General features: G+C 65.3%; 16 protein-coding genes. 9 read left to right on the top strand and 7 right to left on the bottom strand.

The features are described 5' to 3' along the window. Positions 1-154: 154 nt before the first annotated feature. Together ACO6D5_RS11220 and ACO6D5_RS11215 are read left to right on the top strand one after the other, a co-directional pair. On the top strand, positions 155-1,429 hold the full coding sequence (locus ACO6D5_RS11220) for a hypothetical protein (RefSeq protein WP_485825415.1): 1,275 nt from the start codon (positions 155-157) through the stop codon (positions 1,427-1,429). An 89-nt stretch (positions 1,430-1,518) separates the two neighbouring features. Further along, positions 1,519-1,986, top strand: a complete 468-nt coding sequence (locus tag ACO6D5_RS11215) for a MarR family winged helix-turn-helix transcriptional regulator (protein WP_211186937.1) — start codon at positions 1,519-1,521, stop codon at positions 1,984-1,986. A gap of 63 nt (positions 1,987-2,049) precedes the next feature. On the opposite strand, the gene ACO6D5_RS11210 is transcribed toward ACO6D5_RS11215, so the two are convergent. From ACO6D5_RS11210 to ACO6D5_RS11195, 4 genes are all read right to left on the bottom strand, one after another. Next, positions 2,050-3,366, bottom strand: a complete 1,317-nt coding sequence (locus tag ACO6D5_RS11210) for an MFS transporter (protein ID WP_315525747.1) — start codon at positions 3,364-3,366, stop codon at positions 2,050-2,052. A 62-nt stretch (positions 3,367-3,428) separates the two neighbouring features. Then, the gene (locus ACO6D5_RS11205) at positions 3,429-6,467 is read right to left on the bottom strand and encodes a c-type cytochrome (RefSeq protein WP_485825414.1); all 3,039 of its coding nucleotides are present in this window, start codon (positions 6,465-6,467) and stop codon (positions 3,429-3,431) included. Beyond that, positions 6,464-6,985: a (2Fe-2S)-binding protein gene (locus ACO6D5_RS11200; RefSeq protein WP_485825413.1), complete on the bottom strand. Its 522-nt coding sequence runs from the start codon at positions 6,983-6,985 to the stop codon at positions 6,464-6,466. The genes ACO6D5_RS11205 and ACO6D5_RS11200 overlap by 4 nt, the downstream gene beginning before the upstream one ends. Positions 6,986-7,097: 112 nt before the next feature. After that, positions 7,098-8,255: an FAD-dependent monooxygenase gene (locus ACO6D5_RS11195; protein ID WP_485825412.1), complete on the bottom strand. Its 1,158-nt coding sequence runs from the start codon at positions 8,253-8,255 to the stop codon at positions 7,098-7,100. Between the two features lie 320 nt (positions 8,256-8,575). On the opposite strand from ACO6D5_RS11195, the gene ACO6D5_RS11190 reads away from it, so the two are divergent. Genes ACO6D5_RS11190 through ACO6D5_RS11170 form a run of 5 tightly spaced genes read left to right on the top strand, consistent with a single transcriptional unit; the run spans position 8,576 to position 14,360 of the window. Further along, positions 8,576-9,352 carry an aspartate racemase/maleate isomerase family protein gene (locus ACO6D5_RS11190; RefSeq protein WP_315525738.1) on the top strand — a complete coding sequence of 259 codons (777 nt, stop codon included), beginning with the start codon at positions 8,576-8,578 and terminating at the stop codon, positions 9,350-9,352. Then, the gene (locus ACO6D5_RS11185) at positions 9,349-10,200 is read left to right on the top strand and encodes an alpha/beta fold hydrolase (protein ID WP_485825411.1); all 852 of its coding nucleotides are present in this window, start codon (positions 9,349-9,351) and stop codon (positions 10,198-10,200) included. The genes ACO6D5_RS11190 and ACO6D5_RS11185 overlap by 4 nt, the downstream gene beginning before the upstream one ends. Before the next feature lie 45 nt (positions 10,201-10,245). After that, positions 10,246-11,319, top strand: a complete 1,074-nt coding sequence (locus ACO6D5_RS11180; RefSeq protein WP_485825410.1) for a 2,5-dihydroxypyridine 5,6-dioxygenase NicX family protein — start codon at positions 10,246-10,248, stop codon at positions 11,317-11,319. After that, positions 11,316-12,002, top strand: a complete 687-nt coding sequence (locus ACO6D5_RS11175) for an isochorismatase family protein (RefSeq protein WP_485825409.1) — start codon at positions 11,316-11,318, stop codon at positions 12,000-12,002. The genes ACO6D5_RS11180 and ACO6D5_RS11175 overlap by 4 nt, the downstream gene beginning before the upstream one ends. Positions 12,003-12,044: 42 nt before the next feature. Beyond that, positions 12,045-14,360, top strand: coding sequence for a xanthine dehydrogenase family protein molybdopterin-binding subunit (locus ACO6D5_RS11170; protein WP_485825408.1), 2,316 nt, complete (start codon positions 12,045-12,047; stop codon positions 14,358-14,360). On the opposite strand, the gene ACO6D5_RS11165 is transcribed toward ACO6D5_RS11170, so the two are convergent. The 3 genes from ACO6D5_RS11165 to ACO6D5_RS11155 are packed head-to-tail and all read right to left on the bottom strand — an operon-like array spanning position 14,342 to position 17,505. After that, positions 14,342-14,887, bottom strand: a complete 546-nt coding sequence (locus tag ACO6D5_RS11165; protein ID WP_485825407.1) for a GAF domain-containing protein — start codon at positions 14,885-14,887, stop codon at positions 14,342-14,344. The genes ACO6D5_RS11170 and ACO6D5_RS11165 overlap by 19 nt on opposite strands. Next, on the bottom strand, positions 14,884-16,239 hold the full coding sequence (locus ACO6D5_RS11160; RefSeq protein WP_485825406.1) for an MFS transporter: 1,356 nt from the start codon (positions 16,237-16,239) through the stop codon (positions 14,884-14,886). The genes ACO6D5_RS11165 and ACO6D5_RS11160 overlap by 4 nt, the downstream gene beginning before the upstream one ends. Positions 16,240-16,275: 36 nt before the next feature. Further along, positions 16,276-17,505 (bottom strand): metal-dependent hydrolase family protein, encoded by a 1,230-nt coding sequence (locus ACO6D5_RS11155; protein WP_485825405.1) that lies wholly within the window; start codon positions 17,503-17,505, stop codon positions 16,276-16,278. A 173-nt stretch (positions 17,506-17,678) separates the two neighbouring features. Between ACO6D5_RS11155 and ACO6D5_RS11150 the strand changes: the two genes are divergently transcribed. Both ACO6D5_RS11150 and ACO6D5_RS11145 read left to right on the top strand, forming a co-directional pair. Further along, positions 17,679-18,626: a LysR substrate-binding domain-containing protein gene (locus ACO6D5_RS11150; RefSeq protein ID WP_315525719.1), complete on the top strand. Its 948-nt coding sequence runs from the start codon at positions 17,679-17,681 to the stop codon at positions 18,624-18,626. A 110-nt stretch (positions 18,627-18,736) separates the two neighbouring features. Beyond that, complete coding sequence (locus ACO6D5_RS11145) at positions 18,737-19,756, top strand: amino acid ABC transporter substrate-binding protein (protein ID WP_315525716.1); 1,020 nt, start codon at positions 18,737-18,739, stop codon at positions 19,754-19,756. Positions 19,757-19,783: the final 27 nt, after the last annotated feature.

The following is a 19,783-nucleotide window of genomic DNA, read 5'->3' as shown; positions in this document are numbered from 1 at the left end:
AAAATCCCCCGCCGCAAGGCGTGCCGGTTCGATTCCGGCCCCGGGCACCATCAAAATTGCTTTCAGCATGCACGTCGCTGGAAGACATCGCAGTCCGCTCCCCGCCTCGGGGGACATCCCACCGTAGCGTCAGGTACAGTTCCAGTACCGTGATGTGGCGCATGCCGCAAGACATTCCGCACCCTGCGCGATGACGACAAAAACCTACCGGCACTACCGCTTCGGCATCATTATCTCGATCGCGTTGGCGGGCTGGCTTGCCGCGCTGGGCCTCATCGCCGTGGCCTCCCCGAACCTCGGCTGGGGCATCGTGGCCGTGATCACGGCGGCGATCTGGGTGGGCGGGCCGCTTGCGATCGTGCTGGTGGTCGCGTGGTTCGCCTATATGGCGCGCGACCGCGGGCAGGTGCCGGGCCGCGTGCATGCGGTGCTCTTCCTGCCGACCTTGGCGGCCTTGCTGATTTATCCCATCAGCGAATCCATCGAGCAGGGAAAGTACGATTCGTTCAGCGCCGCCCATCCGCCCATTGCCGAAACGCATATCAACCTGAGTGGCAAGGACCTGTGGATCGATACCAAGCCCTACGCCAGCACCTGGTCGGGCGCGGGTCCGGACATGCCGCTTGCGGCCAGCGAACCCGCGCGTTTCGCGGCCTTTACCCGCTACCCCAACCCGCAATCGAACCCCAGCGCGTTTCCTTATACGGGCGCGCGCTTGAACGACAACCTGGAGCGCTACACCTATCGTGTCGCGTCCGGCGAAAGGGGCGCTTCACTACCAATGACCCGTCTTCCCTACCCCGACGTATCGCCGTTCTTTCCGATCCTTGGCAAGAAGGAAGCAACGATGCTCAGGCATCTCTATTTCCACTATCCCGATCATGTGGAAGTTGCACCCGCGCTGCAACGCCTGGCGGGCATGACTGAGCAGCAGCTGGACGGCAAGAAGCTGAAAGGGCTGGTGTTGTTCAAGGCCCAGAACTACACGCCGAACGGCATTGCTCGGCTGGAGATCAATGGGCGAACGCTGGACGTCGGCGACCGCGCACTCGCTTCGGTGGCGCCGCTACCCGCAACCTGCCACGACTTCGCGTATCCGGTGGGCGGAGCGTTCCTGGATCTGGACCAACCGCTGACCGTGCGTTGGCAGACGGTTGATGCGCCGCAGACCTGGCAGACGGCTACCCTGCAAGTTCCGGCCTTCCGGCCGCCTCGGCCTGTGGACGGGGAATCGACGCTGTTGCGTGTCCAGCTCTATTTCCTGCCGGATGGTAGCGTTGAGGGCGAACGTTTTGTCGAGGTCCGGCAGTCTCGCAATCAACTGGCCATACGCGCGACGGGCGTCCCGACGCGGGCAGCCGCTTATGCCGGCTGCGGCGGCGCCTTCAGTGCGTTCAATCCGCAAACGGTGAAGCTGCTGGCGGACTAACTTTCGCTTCAAAGCAAACCCCGCTTTCGCTCAAACCGTGTACCGTTGACAAAAGTCATGATATTCACCGCAGTACTTCAGATAGGCTTATGCGCACTATGAAAGGCAAGTCCTCGTCCACCAAGGATGGCTATTTGTTTTCTGATCAGATAGGTCACCTGCTGCGGCGGGTCTATCAGCGGCATACCGCCCTATTCCAGCAATACATTCCCGACTCCCAACTCACCGCCGCGCAATTCGTCGTGCTGTGTTCGGTGCGGGACCATGGCGCGAGCTCGCTGGCCGACCTGGTCAAGGCGACGGTCATCGACCAGGCCACCGTGCGCGGCGTGGTCGACCGGTTGAAGCAGCGCGAACTGGTTCAGGTGGACCACGACCCGATCGACCGCCGCAAGGTCGTCATCAATCTGACGCCCATCGGGCAGGAACTGGTCGCCCAGATGGAACCGTTCGCCAAGCAGATCACCGAAAGCACGTACGGCAACCTGAACCCCGCCGAACGCCTGGCGCTGGATTTCCTGCTGACCAAAATGCTGAACGGCGACGAACAGGCCTGAAGCCCGTTCGCCGCCGTTGCTCATTCGGCCTGGCAATCAGCCAGGCGACCCGTCAAGCCCGGATCACTCGAGCGCGCGGTTGCGCGACTCCACGTCCACCGACCAGATGGAGATGGCGCCGGCCACCAGCATGCTGGACAGCACGACCAGCGACAGCGTGAAGTGGCTGGTCATGATGGGTGCGATGATGGCCGGCGCAAACAGCCCGCCAAACCGTGCCACCGCCCCCGCCATGCCCATGCCGCTTGCGCGCAGGTCGGTCGGGTAGACCTCGGGCGTGAACGCATACAAGGCGCCCCAGGTTCCCAGCAGCGAGAAACTCATCAGCAAGGTGGAACCGATCACCACCGCCGGCGACGTGCCCAGGCTGTACAGCATGCACCCCACGGCGCTCAGGATCAGGAAGCCGACCAGCGTGGGCTTGCGGCCCCAACGCTCCACCCCGTATGCAGACAGCGCAAAGCCGGGCAACTGGACCAGCGCCAGCAGCACCAGGAATTCCTGGCCGCGCATGAAGGCGAAGCCTTCCGTGCTGAGCTTGACGGGAAGGTAGACGAAGACGCCGTAGTAGGCGATGGAGATCAGCGCCCATGCCAGGAACAGCCCGATGCTGCGACGGCGGTAGCTGGCCGAGAACAGCGCGAACATCGATTTGTGCACCGGCACTTCCGGCTGCAGGTGGGGCAGATCGACGTCGCGGCGGTTGACCCGCGCCACGCGCTCCAGCACCTTGCGCGCCTGGTCCGATTTGCCGTTGCGGTTCAAGTACATCGGCGACTCGGGGATGTAGAAGCGCAGCACCACGCCGATCAGGGCGGGCAGCCCGGTCACGAAGAAGATCACGCGCCAGGCGTCATCGCCCCAGGACGTTGCGGCCAGCGCCAGCAGCGCCAGGAAAATGGTGCCCACAGCCCAGAAGGATTCCAGCAGCACCAGCCAGCGGCCGCGACGGTCGCTGGGCAGGAATTCCGCCATCATCGTGTAGTCCACAGGCAGCGTGCCGCCCACGCCGATGCCCGTCAGGAACCGCAGGAACAACAACCACGTGAACTCCGGCGCGAAGGCCGATGCCACGCCGGCGCAGGCGTCGATGACCACGGCGATCATCAGGACCGGACGCCGCCCGATACGGTCGGCCATCCGGCCGAAAACAAACGCGCCGATCAACATGCCGATGAAGAAGAACGTGCCGCTTTGCAACGCCTGCGGCACGGTGATGCCGAAGGTCTTGGCGATAGACGGCGCACTGAAGCCGATCGACAGCACCTGCATGGCATCCGCCATCCAGACCAGGCCGAAGATCACGAAGAGCCGATACTGGAACTTGCCGACACCTGCCACCTGAATGGCCTTGTCCACTGAAACCAATGAAGCTGACATAGATGAAAAACCCCTTGTTGTGATCAACACAAACTGCTGCACGCGTTGTGGCCGCGCTTCCTTTAGTTCAGCTCCGCGTGCTCGCGCAGCCTGCTAATCGTGTTCGTCGGGTCTGGCCAGGGGTCTTTGCCTGGCGCATGGCGTTCCCGCAAGTAGCCGATCAGGTCCAAAATCTGCCTGTCGTCCAGCGCGTCCTTGAAGCCCGGCATGTAGCCCAGCTCGTCGTTGGCCGGGGTCTGGATGCCGTTGAGAATCACCTGGATCAGGTTGTCGGGCGTTGCGGCGTGCATATTGGTGTTCGAACTCAACAGCGGCTTCACGCCGAACAGCGTGGGGCCGCTGCCGGCTTCATGGCAGACGGCGCACGCGTTCTGATAGACGCGTTCGCCGTTTGCGCGCCGGCCCTGGAGCGATTGGATCGTGGCGGCGGCAGCCGCGGGTTGCGAATTCGGTTGCGCCGTCGATTGCGAAGCCGGCTGCGATGCGGGAACGGAAACGGGAACCGTCGTCGGTGCCCGCGAGGGTTCCGCTGACGGCTTGGCCGCCGTAGCGCCCGCCGCTTGCGGCAAGTCCAGCAAATAGGTCGTGATGGCCTTCACGTCGCTGTCGGGCAGCTCGGCCAAGCCATGGATCACCGGCGCCATCGGCCCGGCCGCCACGCCGTGGCGCGGGGAATATCCCGTGCGCAAGTACTGGAACAGTTCGTCTGCCGTCCAGGCGCGGGCACCCGTGGCCAGCTGGTTCAGCGCGGGCGCGGTCCAGCCCTCGGCCTCGCCACCGGCCAGGTAGTGCGCACCCGTCTTCTCCGCACCCAGCCGGTTACGCGGCGAGTGGCAGGCCGCGCAATGGCCCGCCCCCTGCACCAGATAGGCGCCGCGCAGCCATTGCGCGCCGCGCGACGGATCCGGCGTAAAGGGCGTAGCGTCGTGGAACAGCGCATTCCAGCCCGCCAGCAGCGGACGAAAATTGAACGGGAAGGCCAACTGCGTCTTGGGCGGCTCGGCCCGCACGGCAGGCTGCGACATCAGATAGCCGTACAGCGCCTGCATGTCCGCGTCGCTCAGCTTGGCGTAGGCCGTGTACGGGAACGCGGGATACAGCTGCCGCCCGTCCTGGTGGACGCCGTGGCGCATGGCGCGCTCGAAGGCGGTGTACGACCAGCGGCCGATGCCCGTGTCGTTGTCGGGCGTGATGTTGGTGGTGTAGATCGTGCCGAACGGCGTGTCCAGCGCCAGGCCGCCCGCATTGGCTTTGCCGCCGGGCGCGGTGTGGCAGGCGACGCAATCGCCCGCGGCCGCCACCAGGCGCCCGCGTTCGATGGCGCGCATTGAATACAGCGACACGTCCGGGCCGGCGGTCAGCGGCAGCGCCGGCTTCATCGGCCACAACGCGGCGGCCATGCCGGCCAGCCCCGCCATGCCAGCGGCCAGCCACACCCAGCCGCGCGCCAACGGATTACGCGAGCGATCCCGGCGACGGCCAGCCAACGCCACGCGCAACTGCTCGGAATCAAACGGCACTTGCCGCAGGCGCACGCCCGTTGCGTCCTGGATGGCATTGGCGATGGCGGCGGCGGCCGGTAACGTCACGACGCCGTCCATGCTCAGTTGCCCCTGCGTCACCCCACCACCGTCGACACCATCACGGCGAGACAGGTCTTTGGCCCCTTCGTATCGACCCAACGCGCCTGATTTCTGCTCGTCAGCGGCATTGATGGCCGGACTGGACCAGTCATCGAATGCCGGCGGGCCTGCCAGCAGGCGGCGGGCATTGGCCAGCAGCCGCGGCGTCTGCTGTTCGATTGCCGGCAGGACCGGTGCGCGCTGCGCCGGATGCAGATGCTGGCTGTCGTGGCCGGCCACGACCCGCGTCACATCGACCTGCCCGGTTTGAGGCTGCACGGTGACTTCGGCCACCCAGGCGCTCCACACCATCCGGGCCGCACCGCTCTCGTCCACACACTGCACCTGCGCCGTGGCGAAGCCCCTGCCCCGCAAGGTGCCGAGGCGCGTCTCGCCCTCGTCCTCCGCTGCAGGCAGACCCGCCTGCTCCACGACCCGACGCGCCAGCTCCCGGCCCTGCCCCGCGGGCAGATGCTGCAACCGCCAGGCCAGCGGATCTTCATCACGGGCCAGTGCCTGCTCATGCCACCGGCTTTCCTGGGCAAACACTTGCGCCGCGTTCAGCTCGTCGACGCTGGCGCGGAGCGGCACGGAAGCCCGCTTGCCGGTCTGCACCGCAACGTCGCTGTGCACCGTCGGCTGCGCGGCGGCCCGCGCCTGCCCAGGCTGGCTCAATAGGCGAGCCAAGCTGGGGCGCATCGCCCAAGGCGCGTCCGCGGTAAATGCCGTGGTCAAAGCCTGATTGCCACCAGCGGCGGGCACCATCGCAGCCGGACCCGGAACCGGCTCGATCCAGTCGGCCGCTTGCGGCACGTACAGCACCAGCTCATCCGCTGCCTCGGCCTGGCAGGCCACGCAGACCGGCCGGCCTACCGCCTGCGACAGCAACGCCGCATCCGCGGCCGCATCCATCAGATCCAGCGGATGCACCGCATCCGATCCCCCAACGAGCGCATCATCGGCATCAACAACCGTCAGCCCTATCGCTGCCTCGGGCTGTTGCAGCACGGCAGCCAGCTCGCCCCGCAGAATCTGTTGAACCGCCTGCGTGCAAGCCGGCAGCCACACGCTGGTATGCCCGTTCAGGCTCCATGCAGTGACCCGAACGCCCACGCGGGGTTCATCCGACGGAAGCCGCAGGCCGTAACCGACCAGATCGGGGCCGGACGAAGACAAGCGGGGAGTCTCGACCGCAGGCCCCCCCTGCCAAACGGGCGCCAGATCCACAGCCGCCTGGCGGGCGTACAGCGGCGATACCGCCACCACGCCCACGAAGTGCGTGTGCTGCACCACGGCCACCACCCCGGCCCGGGTTCGGACCTCAGCCAGGCGCGCGCCCAGCAATTGGCTTCCGCGGTAACGCGTGCCGTCCCACGCCAGTTCAGGCGGACGCAACGCAATGCCGTGCAGCAGATCGGGGGGCAATGCGGCCGGCAGGCAAGCGTTACCCGACGGGGCCGCGCAAGCGTGCGCGCTCATCGGGCGGGCTCTTGCGTGACAGCCGCCGCGCGCAATTGCACGGCCCGCAACGCCGCCTGCATGATTTCCACATGCGTGCCGCAGCGGCACAGGTTGTGGTGCAGTTCGCTGCGCAGCGCTTGCTCGGTGGGGCAGGGGTTGCGGCGCAACAGGGCCTCCACCGTCATGATCATTCCGTTCAGGCAATAGCCGCACTGCGCCGCCTGGCAGTCGATGAACGCCTGCTGCGTCGGCCCGGGCTGCTGCCGCGTGCCCAGCCCTTCCAGCGTGGTCACCGCCCGCCCTTGCGCCGCCCTGACCGGGATCACGCAAGACCGCGCCGCCACGCCGTCGATCAGCACCGTGCACGCGCCGCATTCGCCCAGGCCGCAGCCGTACTTCGGGCCGTTCAACTCAAGGTCGTTGCGCAGCACGTGCAGCAGCGCCGTATCGGGCGCTGCCGACACGTCGTGCGCGCTCCCATTGACCGTCAAGCGGATCGGTTGCGGGGCGCTGCTTGGATTGACTGAGGATCCCATGGGCGTGGCGCGTGGCTGCAGTTTGAAAGGGTGAAAGGTTGCCGCTACGCGGGCCAGGGATCAAGTCCCTTCTTTTGCCGGGGTCCCTTGTTGCCCGGCGTCGCGGCGCGCATCATGCCGCGGCCCGGGCTTTGGGCTCGACCAGCGGCTCGCTGAAGACGTCGTAGCCGAAACACCACGACGGGTCTTCATTGGTGCGCAACCAGGTGTTGTCGTGCGAAATGCGCTGCACCTTGCTGGCGCGCTCGGCACGGTTCGCCTCATACAGCGCAAACGCCAGTTCGTGATGGTCCACGCCCACTTCCTTGAAGCAGCGCGCCAACATCGCGCCGTCTTCGATGGCCATGGCCGCGCCCTGCGCCATGTGGGGCTTCATCGGATGGCAGGCGTCGCCCAACAGCACCAGGCGGCCTAGGCTCCACAGCGGCAGCGGATCGCGCTCCAGCAGCGACCACTTGGTCACCTCTACCGTAGCGTCGATCAGCGCCTGCACCGTGGGATGCCAGCCGCTGAAGGCCTCGCGCATTTCGTCCTTGCTGCTGGGCAGCCAGCGGTCGTTCAAGTCCCAATGCTCCACCGGCACGCCAGTGACGTAATAGAGCTCGTCGGCCTTGCCGGTCACGAAGTAGGTCATCATGTGGCGGTCGTCGCTCCACCACTTCACGCAGGCATCGAACGGCAACATGCCGCCCTTGACCGGCGGCGTCGGGAACACCGCGCGGTGCGCCAGATACCCCGCGTATTTCGGCAGTTCGGGCCCCAGCAATTCTTCGCGGATCCGCGAGTTCACGCCGTCGGCGCCGATCACGATGTCGGCCTCTTCCGACGTGCCGTCGGCAAAGTGCATCACCACCACGTCGCCCCGGTCTTCTACCTTGGTCAAGGACTTGTCGTAGGCGACGGCGCTTTTCGGCAGCGCGTCGATCAGCAAGGCGTGGAAGTCGCCCCGATGCACCGTGAGGTAGGACGCGCCGTAGTGTTTGACGGCGTAGTCGCCCAGCGGAATCTGCGCCAGGATGTCGCCCGTTTGCCAGTGGCGGCTGTACCAGTAGTCGGGATGGGAGCCTTGGGCGTTCAGCGCGTCTTCCACGCCGATGCGGCGCAGGATCTTCATGACGTTGGGCCCCACATGGATGCCGGCCCCTAGCCGCGAAAAACCCGGCGCCTGCTCATAGACGCGGACGTTCAGTCCTTCGTTGAGCAACAGCGCGGCGGTTGCGGCGCCGCCAAGACCGGCGCCGACGATGGCGATGCGGGGGGATGTAGACACGGAGCTTCTCCTTGCTGGATGGTCAATGACTGGATAAGTGAATGCTTGAACACGTTGCCGGCCGCCGCTCGGTCGATGCCTGAACACGGCCTGGGGATTTGAAAATTATGAAGTACACACTTCATTTCTCGACATCTATTTTTTCAAACCACGCGTAAACCCGAAGAAAGATCACCAAAATAGTGCATGTTTTTCACCGCATTAGGTGAAAACCACTATGAAAACCAGGTTGGCTATCTGCCTCGCTCTTTGCAAGAATAGAGCGTATACGCTTCTTTTGAATTTATCGGAAACCCTAGGCCCACCCTTCAAGGCACCCCATGACGAAGAATTTTCGAATCGGCCAGATCGTCCCCAGTTCCAACACGACCATGGAAACCGAAGTCCCCGCGATGCTGCAGGCGCATTCGTCGCTGCGGCCCGAAGACCGCTTCACGTTCCATTCCAGCCGGATGCGCATGAAGAAGGTGCAGAAGGAAGAGCTGGCAGCCATGGATGCCGAGAGCGACCGCTGCGCGCTGGAACTGAGCGATGCGCGGGTCGACGTGTTGGGCTACGCCTGCCTGGTGGCCATCATGGCGATGGGCCGGGGCTACCACCGCGTCTCGCAGAAGCGGCTGACTGAGCGCACCGCCGAAAACGGCGCGTCCGCCCCCGTCATCACCAGCGCCGGGGCCTTGGTTGACGCGCTGCACGTCATGGGCGCAAAGAAGATCGCGCTGGTGGCGCCCTACATGGTGCCGCTAACCGAACTGGTCATGGACTACATCGCCGCCGAAGGTTTCGAGATCGTCGACTGGCGCGCGCTGGAAATCCCCGACAACCTTGAGGTGGGCCGCCACGACCCTGCCCGCCTGCCCGGCATCGTCGCCGGCATGAATGTGGCCGACGCCGACGTGATCGTGCTGTCCGCCTGCGTGCAGATGCCGTCGCTGCCCGCCGTGTCGCAAGTGGAGGCCGAAACGGGCAAGCCCGTGCTAACGGCCTCCATCGCCACCACCTACGCCATCCTCAAAGAATTGGGCCTGGACCCGGTGGTGCCCGGCGCGGGCGCCCTGCTCTCCGGCGCCTACCCCTATTCCAGGAATCCGCAATGAACCACGCAGCCAGCACTTCCCCTGCCAGCACCTATCTGTACGGCGGCCACGTCCACGCCAACGGTATCCGCCAGCACTATCTGCGCTACGGCGGCAACGCCGGCGAACGCGCCGAACGCCTTGCCGTCATCGTCATCCCCGGCATCACCAGTCCCGCGGTGACGTGGGGCTTCGTAGCCGAACACCTGGGCCGCCAGTTCGATACCTATGTGCTGGACGTGCGCGGACGCGGGTTGTCGGCATCCGGCCCGGACCTGGACTACGGCCTGGACGCGCAAGCGGCTGACGTGACGGCCTTCGCCCAGGCGCTGGGACTGGAACGCTACGCACTGGTCGGCCACTCCATGGGCGGCCGCATCGCCATTCGCGCCGCCAGCCGGAAGCCGCAAGGCCTGGCGCGCCTGGTCATCGTCGACCCGCCCGTATCCGGCCCCGGCCGCCGCGCCTACCCCGCCAACCTGGCCTGGTACGTGGACTCCATCCGCCAGGCCGCTCATGGCATGAGCGCCGAAGACATGCGGGCGTTCTGCCCGACGTGGACCGAGGCGCAGCGCCAACTGCGTGCCCAGTGGCTGCACACGTGCCATGAACCCGCCATCGTCCAGAGCTTCGAGGACTTCGGCCGCGACGACATCCACGCCGACCTGCCCGGCATCGCGCTTCCCCTGCTGCTGATGACCGCGGAAAAAGGCGGCGTCGTGGGCGACGACGACGTGGCCGAATGGCAAAGCCTGGCGCCGCAGACGCAGCACGTGCGGGTGCAAGGCGCGGGCCACATGATCCCCTGGGACAACGAGGCCGGGTTCTATGCCGCGTTCGGCGACTTCCTCGGCCGGGCGGTGGACTGACCCGCCGCCACCCTTTTCCCCAATCTGCCGCCACAAGGAATCTCCATGTCCGTCAGCGATATCGATCTGATCCACGCCTGGAAGCAGGTGCTTACGCTTTCCCGGCTAGAAGTCGGCCAGATTGTCACCGTGCTTACCGGCGCCGACACGCATCCGCAGACCCTGCGCTGCGCCATCGCCGCCGCCACCGACATGGGCGCGCGGGTCAACCGGCTGGACCTGCCGCCCGTGAACGCCGACAAGTCCATCAGCCGCGACGCCCTGGCCTATCTGGGCACTACCCCGCTGACCGGCAACCCGGCCGCCATCGCGGCGCTGACGGCCAGCGATCTGGTGCTGGACCTGATGACGCTGCTGTTCTCGCCGGAACAGCACCAGATCCTGCAGACCGGCACCAAGATCCTGCTGGCCATCGAGCCGCCCGAAGTGCTGTGCCGGCTGGTGCCCACCGAGGCGGACCGCATCCGCGTGCAGGCCGCCGCGCGCCGGATCGAGGCGTCGCGGCAAATGCGCATCACGTCTGCGGCCGGTACCGACCTGCGCTGCCAATTGGGGGATTTTCCGGCGATCTCGGAATATGGCTTCGTGGACCAGCCTGGCCGCTGGGACCACTGGCCCAGTGGCTTCGTGCTGACCTGGCCCAATGAAGGCCAAAGCCAAGGGCGCGTGGTGCTGGACCGCGGAGACATCCTGCTGCCCATGAAAGACTACGTGACCGAGCCGATCGAACTCGTCATCGAACAAGGCTACGTCACGCGCATCAACGGCGGGCTGCAGGCGGACATCCTCAAGGAATACATGGCCGCCTACGAAGACCCCGAGGCCTATGCCGTGTCGCACATCGGCTGGGGCCTGCAACCGCGCGCCCAGTGGTCCATGCTGGCGCACTACAACAAGGAAGCCCACATCGGCATGGACGCCCGCGCCTTCGAAGGCAACTTCCTGTGGTCCATGGGGCCCAATAACGAAGCCGGCGGCAGCCGCACCACCGCCTGCCACATCGACATCCCGATGCGCCATTGCAGCGTCGCGCTGGATGACCAGCCTGTCGTGATCAACGGCGTGGTGCAGGACGAACCGGGATTGGCCCGCGCCGCCCGCCGCAAGGAAGACAAATGAACGCAACCGCCCAGACCATTCCCGCCCAAGGCGCTTCCGGCGACATATCCGCTTATTCGCGCCAAGGCTTCGGCACGCCGCTGCCGCTCAAGGCCCCCTTCGGGCTGCTGATCGTCGACTTCGTCAACGGCTTTGCCGATCCCGCGGTGCTGGGCGGCGGCAACATCCCCGAAGCCATCGCGCAGACCCGCCACCTGCTGGCGCACGCCCGCGCACAGGGCTGGCCGGTGGCGCATAGCCGCATCGTCTTCTCCGACGACGACGCGGACAGCAACATTTTCTGCCTGAAGGTGCCCGCCATGCTGGCCCTGAAGGAACACAGCGAGAACAGCGCCATCGTGCCCGAACTGGCCCCGGCCACTGGCGAATACGTGGTACGCAAAAGCACTCCGTCCGCCTTCTTCGGCACCATGCTGGCGCCTTGGCTGGCGCAGCGCGGCGTGCAGACCCTGCTGGTTGCCGGCTGCGTCACCAGCGGCTGCGTGCGGGCCAGCGTGGTGGACGCGATGCAGGCGGGCTTCCGGCCGCTGGTCGTGTCCGACTGCTGCGGCGACCGCGCCTTGGGGCCGCACGACGCCAACCTGTTCGACATGGCGCAGAAGTACGCCGCCGTCATGCCCCTGGCCCAGGCCATCTCCGATACCGACGCCCTGGCGCAAACCCCGCTGTCTGGCGCCAGGTAATGCCGGCATAATCATTCCCCTGGCCCGAATGCCCTCTGCCCCATGACCCTGCCTCAGCCTCAAGCATTGGTTGGCACGCTGCTCGCCCACCCCGACGCGCTGCTGATCGTGCGCGAGCCGTCGGCACCGCCGCGCCCTGCGCCGGGCCAGCCCGGGACCGCAACCGATTACGTCCAGGCGACGCCGGAGATCTTCATTGCAGTGCTGGGCGGCAGCAGCCTTCTCCCGGAAGGAACAGACCCTTCCGACTGGCGCGTGCTTGCCTTCAACGGCCATGTGGACCTGGGCACGGGCATCAAGACGTCGTTGGCCCAGATCGTGGCGGAAGAACTGGATGTGCCGATGGCGCGCCTGGACATGGTGCTGGGCCACACCAACGCCGCGCCCAACCAGGGGCCAACGATTGCCAGCGCCAGCATCCAGATATCGGCGGTTCCCCTGCGCCGCGCCGCCGCCCAGGCCCGCGAGCATCTGCTCGCCATGGCAGCGCAGCAATGGGACCTGCCGCGCGACGCGCTTCAGGTACGCGACGGGGTGATCCGACCCCGCGACGTCGGCGACCCGCGCCAACTGCACTATGGCCAATTGGTGCGCGGCCAGCACACACGATTGACGCTGGCGCCGCCCGATCAACCGGTCCGCCTGAAGCCCACCGAAGACTACCGGATCGTCGGGCAAGGCGTGGCCCGGGTCGACATCCCCGCCAAGGCCGCCGGCGAGCTCAGCTTCGTCCATGACGTGCGCGTGCCCGGCATGCGCCATGGGCGCGTCATCCGCCCGCCCCACCCGGGACGCGACGCCGGCGACTTCATCGGCCGCTGCCTGATCGATCTGGACCGGGAATCCGTCGCCCACCTGCCCGGCAACGTGCAGGTCGTGGCGCAAGGCGACTTCATCGGCGTGGTGGCGGATCGCGAAGAACAGGCCATTGCCGCAATGCGCGCACTGAAGGTCCGCTGGAAGCCCGTGCCGCCCGCGCCCCGCCTGGATAACCTTGCCGAGGCCATCCGCGCCCATCCCGCGCGCGCCCGGCCATTGATCGAAGAGGGCGACGTCGACGCCACGTGCGCCCACGCCGCCACGCACCTGCGCCGCAGCTACGTCTGGCCCTACCAGATGCATGCCTCCATCGGCCCCTCTTGCGCGGTCGCGGATTTCCGCGACGGCCGCCTGACGGTCTGGACCGGTTCGCAGAACCCGCACATGCTGCGCACCGACCTGGACCGCCTGCTGAAACTGGGCGAAGGCCAGATAGAACTGATCCGGCTGGAAGCCGCCGGCTGCTATGGCCGCAATTGCGCCGACGACGTCTGCGCCGACGCGGCGTTGCTGTCCATGGCGGTGGGCGCGCCGGTGCGCGTGCAGCTCACCCGCGAACAGGAACATCAGTGGGAACCCAAGGGCACCGGCCAATTGATGGATGTCGGCGCCGCGATCAATGCCAATGGCGATCTGCTGGCCTACGACTTCGCCGTGCGGTACCCCTCCAATGACGCGCCCATCCTGGCGCTGCTGCTGACGGGTGCGATCTCTACCGAGCCGCGCACGTTGGAGATGGGCGACCGCACGGCGGCACCGCCCTATCGCTACCCGAACCGGCGCGTCGTCTGCCACGACATGGCGCCGCTGGTGCGCGCCTCGTGGCTGCGCGGCGTGTCGGCGCTGCCGAATTCCTTTGCGCATGAATGCATGATCGACGAACTCGCCCACGCAGCGGGCGCGGATCCTGTCGAATACCGCGTTCGCCATCTGGATGACGCGCGTGCCGTCGCGCTGATCGACGCCACGGCCCAGCGCGCAGGCTGGCGCCCGCGCACGCGGGGCAGCCGCGGCACGCCCGGCGCCGACGGCCAGTTGCGCGGACGCGGCGTGGCGTATGCCCGATACGTACACAGCAAGTTTCCCGGTTTCGGCGCCGCCTGGGCGGCGTGGGTCATCGACCTGCGCGTCGACCCGGCCACCGGCCGCATCACCGTCGAGCGCATCGTCGTCGGCCAAGACACCGGCATGATCGTCAACCCCGACGGCGTGCGCCACCAGATCCATGGCAACGTGAACCAGACGCTAAGCCGCAGCCTGATGGAGAAAGTCGATTTCGATACGGCAGGCGTGGCCAGCCGCGAATGGGGCGGCTATCCCATCATCGGCTTCAAGGACCTGCCGCCCATCGACGTGCTGCTGATGCCGCGCCAGGACGAACCGCCCATGGGTGCGGGCGAATCCGCCTCCGTTCCCGGCCCCGCCGCCATCGCGAACGCTCTTTTCGACGCCACGGGGCGGCGCTTCTATGAAGCGCCCTTCACGCCGGAGACGGTGCGCGCCGTGCTGACCGAGCCGTCTCAGACGCTGTCGAGCTGAGACCGGTCCACCTCTGCCGCCGCCGATTGCGCGGCCCACATTTCCTCAAGGAAAACGGGCGTGCACAAACCGGCAATCACCGCCGCCAGGTCCTGATCGGCGCCGTCGTAGGCATGGCGGCCCGCCAGCAAATTCAGCGAACCGATCACCCGGCCTTCGTGGCGCACCGGGATATTCAACGCCGATTGCAGACCGCGATCGATGAGCATCGGCGCTTCCGAAAACACCGAGCGCACATCGTCTTCGTTACTGGCCACGTACAACCGCCCCTGCTCCAGCACATGGCGCGACCAGGGGCCGTTTCCCGTCGCTTTGAAGCCGCCCAAGGGGCTGATGCTGTCGTCGGAGGTGTAAAGGCGCTTCATCAGGCGGTGTTCCTCCAGGTACAGTAGCGCAGTGAAGAGCCGATGCCCGAAGGCCGCCTCCAGCAAACCGGACACGACGTCCCACTGCGCCTGGCGGCCGCTTGCCAGCCCCAAGGCGCGCGCGTACCCGGCCCAAGGCGAAAACACGGATGCCGGCGTCATGCGTTGATCTCCTCAAGCACCACGCCCCGCGTGTTCTTGCCGAAGAACAGGATGCCCAGGCCGCCGACCAGCAGAATCGCCGTCATCATCGCGAACACCCCCGCAAAGCCCAGCACCGGATACGCCACGCCCACGATCGTCGGCGACGCGATCGAGCCGATCCGTGCGAACGCCGAGGCCGCGCCCATGCCGGTGGCCCGGATCGACGTGGGATAGATCTCGGCCGTGTACGTGTACTGGCCCGCGATCACGCCGTTCATGCCGAAAGACAGCAGCATGCTCAACATGATGATCTGCTGTTCGCCGCTGGCCAACGCCAGGCCCAGCGCCGACAGGCACGACAGCAGCATATAGATCAGGATGGTGTACTTGCGGCCAATCTTGTCGTTGAAGTACGCGGCCGAGAAGTAGCCCGGAATCTGCGACAGGTAGATCAGGATGGTGTACGAGAAGCTCTTGGTGATCGTGAAGCCGCGTTCGACCAGCAGGCTGGGAATCCACACCAGGAAGGCGTAGTAGCAGAACAGCACGGTGATCCAGAACACCCAGACCAGCACGGTCGTGCCCAGATAGGTCTTCGAGAACAGCGAGGCCAGCTTGGCCATCGCGCCTTGGGGCTCGGCGGCGGCGGAAGCGGCCTTGCGGGTGGCAATCGGCGTGGGCAGCGGGCGGCCCAGCTTTTTCTGCACGTCGGCTTCGATCGCCGAGCAAATGCGGTCGGCTTCGACGGTCTGCCCGGTATGCTCAAGCCAACGGGGCGACTCGAACAGCGACTTGCGCCACCACAGCAGGAACACCACCGGCACCGACGCGATGATCATGATCCAGCGCCAGCCGTCGTCGCTCAACGGCACGATGAAATAGCCCAGCAAGGCCGACATCACGAAGCCGAACGAGAAGAAGCCGGCCAACGCGCCCGTGAAGCGGCCGCGGTACTTGCTGCTGACGAATTCGGCCAGATAGGGCGCGATGATGGCGCCTTCCGCGCCCATGCCGATGCCCGCGATCATGCGCAGGATGTAGAACTCGTGATAGTTGCGGGCGAAGGCGTTGATGAAGGTCGCCACGCAGAACAGCAGCAGCGCCCACATCATGATCTTCTTGCGGCCGTAGCGGTCGCCCAGGATCCCCGAAAACAACGCGCCGACCAGAAAGCCCACGTAGGTGCTGCTGGCGATCCAGCCGATCTGGCCGGTGGACAGGCCCCACTGCACGCGCAACGAGGGGATGATGAACGCGATGATGCCGGCGTCCAGCGCTTCAAACGCAAGCCCCAGGCCGCCGATCATCAGCAGCCTGAAATGGAAGCTTGAGAACGGCAGCCGCTCCAGGCGGTCTGATACGGAATACATGTTGGAGGGTTCCGGAGAAAGAGGGATGAGGGAACGTCAGCAGGCGTTCTTGTGCAGCAGGCCGCGATTCATGATCAGCTTGATCGAATCGGGCCGGGCCAAGAGCGCGATGTCGTCCAGCGGATTGCCGTCGATGAGCAGCAGGTCTGCATAGGCGCCTTCGCAGACTTCGCCCAGCAAGCCTTCCTGGTTCAGGATCTCGGCGCCGATCAGCGTCGCTTGCTGGATGACCTTGGCATTGCCCAGCACGCCGGCCCGAAGCGCCAGTTCGTCCGCCTGCATGTAGTGGGTCTCGCCCAGCAGATCGCTGCCGTAGCCCATCTTCACGCCCACTTCGTCCAGGATCTCAAGCGCCTTCAGACCGTGCGTGCGCACCGTGGCGATCTTCTTCACGGAGTCCGACGGCAAGCCATAGCGCTCGCCGTCGTTGGCCAGGCCTTCATAGGTGATCAGCGTGGGCACCATGTAGGCGCCGTGCTCCTTCATGACCAGCGCCGCCTCGCGGTCGACCAGGTTGCCGTGTTCAATGGTGCGCACGCCGCAGCGCACGGCGCGCGAGATCGCACGCGGCGTGTACGCATGTGCCATCACGTAAGTATTGGCGTTGCTGGCCTCTTCCACGATGGCAATCAGCTCTGCCTCGGAAAAGCCCAGGTTCTGGATCGGATCATTGGGCGAGGCCACGCCGCCAGAGGCCATGACCTTGATCTGCGTCGCGCCCTTCAGGATTTCTTCGCGCACCGCCAGGCGGCAGTTGTCCACGCCATCGACGACCCGGCCGATATTGCCGATCTTGACCGAGCACGGGCAAGGATCAAGCTCATCATTGCGTTGACGGAAATCGCCGTGCCCACCGGTCTGCGACAGCGCCTTGCCCGAGCAGTACAGGCGCGGCCCGTCGATCACCCCGTCCAGCACCGCCTGCGCCAGCGCCCAGTCCGCCCCGCCGGCATCGCGCACGGAGGTAAAGCCCCGGTCCAGCATGCCCTGCATGATCGGCAAGGCGCGCAGCAGCGCCAACGCGTTCGGCAAGGCCGCCACGCGGCCCAGATTGAATGACGAAGCCACCACATGCACGTGGCAATCGATCATGCCGGGCATCAAGGTCATGCCCTTCGCATCCACTACCTGCGCATCGGGCGACGCGATCTCGTCGGCGCTGATGCGGGAGATCTTCCCGTCTTCGATCAGCACATTTGCCGCGGCTTCCAGCGCCAACGATCGGGTATTCAAAATCTTGCAATTCTTGACAACAACCGGCTTCATAAATAAATCACGCTATCCGTTCGACATGCAGGAAATTCAGCATGGCGAACTCTACCGGTACAATCCAAACGTCCGATACCGGGTCTCCCCTTAGGCGTCCGACACAAATTCGAACAGCCTTATGAGCATTACTCATACCCCCTATGAGACGTCGCTGCCCCACCCTTTCTGAGTTGAATGCGTTCACCGCGGCGGCCCGTCATTTGTCGTTCTCGAAGGCGGGAAAAGAACTGTTCGTCACGCAAAGCGCCATCAGCCGGCACATCGCCACGCTGGAAAGCTACCTGGGGCACGCGCTGTTCATCCGCGCCACCAGCGGCCTGCAATTGACCCGCATGGGCGCTACCTACCTGAGCCTGATCCGGCCTGCGCTGCACACGCTGGAAAGCGCCACGTCGCAGGTCATGGCCACGCAGCAATCGGCCAAATCGCTGAACGTATCCGCTGCGCCCACCTTCGCGGCGCAATGGCTGTTTCCCCGGTTGAAGACCTTTCGCGACGTCAACCCGGACATCTCCATCAACTTCGTCCGATACAGCGTGGCCGATTACAAGAGCACCGAACTGGATTTCGATGCCTCGATCCAATATGGCTATGGGGATTGGCATGACGGGGATGCCATGTACCTGACCGGCCGGGAAACGCGGCTGGTCTGCTCACCCGAATACCTGGAACAGCATCCGATAAGCAGCCTGGAAGACATCAAGCGATGCACGCTGCTGCAGCACATTGAAATTCCCCTGTCATGGGAATACTGGTTTTCCACCTATCTCGGCGATTATGACCGCGCGCGTTTCGGGCCAGGGTTCAATCTGTTTTCGATGATTATCCAGGCGGCCTCGTCCGGGTTTGGCGTCGCGCTGATGCCTCACTGCCTGATCGAAAAAGAGCTGGCGACGGGGCAACTGGTCGACATCTTCGACCGCACGTTTGAAAGCCCGCTTGGCTACTATTTGTGCGCGCCCAATTGGCGCAGCAACATGGAAAGCTATGACAGGCTGAGCCAATGGCTGTCGCATGAATGCGCTCACGCCGGGCAAGCGGGTACGGAGAATCGGAAGCCGGGGGTCGGGTCAAGCATCGATTCCAATTGCCCTTATTGCCACGCAAATTCCGCTTAGTGGATTTAACGGGAATTCCCTGATATTCCCGTTTCAGCCCGATAGCTACCATTCCGCGCACATCCGCCCACTGGCGGACGAATACCATGCGCATTCTGCGCGGAGACACCATGAAAGCACTCAAACATGTTGCGGCAGGCACCGCCTTATTCCTCTCGTCCTGGGCCGCTGCCAACGCCGGCGTGACTTTCGACAGCGTGAAGAACAAAGGCTTCGTCCAATGCGGCGTCTCCACGGGCGTCGCGGGCTTCTCCGTGAACGACAGCAAGGGCGGTTGGATCGGCCTGGACGTCGACCTGTGCCGCGCGCTTGCCATCACCATGTTTGGCGACGCCTCCAAATCCAAGATCATGGCGGTCAGCGCCGTGCAACGTTTCACCGCGCTGCAGTCCGGCGAAGTCGACGTCCTGCCGCGCAACACGACCCTGTCGCTGACGCGCGACACCACCCTGGGCCTGATCGGCGTCGGCGTGAACTACTACGACAGCCAGGGCATCATGGTGAACAAGTCCCTGAACGTGAAAAGCGCCAAGGAACTGGACGGCGCGACGGTGTGCGTGCAGCCCGGCACGACCACCGAGCTGAACCTGTCCGACTGGTTCCGCTCGCAGAACATCGTCTTCAAGCCGGTGGTCGTGGAACGCCTGGACGAGATCATCCGCGCTTTCGCGGTGGGACGCTGCGACGCGTTCACCGGCGACAAATCCCAGCTGGCCGCGGCCCGCACCAACCTCGAGAACCCGGAAAAGTACGACATCCTGCCCGAGAACTTCTCGAAGGAACCGCTGGGCCCCATGGTCCGCCAAGGCGACGAGCAATGGTTCAACGTCGTCCGCTGGACGATGTTCGCCATGCTGGAAGCCGAGGAATACGGCATCACGTCGAAGAACGTGGACGAGATGCTGAAAAGCACCAACCCCAACGTGCAGCGCCTGCTGGGGGTGACCCCGGGCATGGGCAAGAACCTGGGCGTCGATGACAAGTGGGCCTACAACATCATCAAGCATATCGGCAACTACGGCGAGAGCTTCGAGAAGAACCTGGGCCCCAGCAGCCCCCTGAAGCTGACGCGCGGGTTGAACGCGTCTTATCGCGACGGCGGCCTGATGTACGGCTGGCCGGTGCGCTAAGCGCCAGGAATAAGGCCTGAGCGGCCG

The sequence above is a fragment of the Achromobacter sp. genome, from assembly GCF_057314935.1.
The sequence above is the reverse complement of the archived record's forward strand: the minus strand, read 5'-3'. Positions and strand labels throughout refer to the sequence as shown.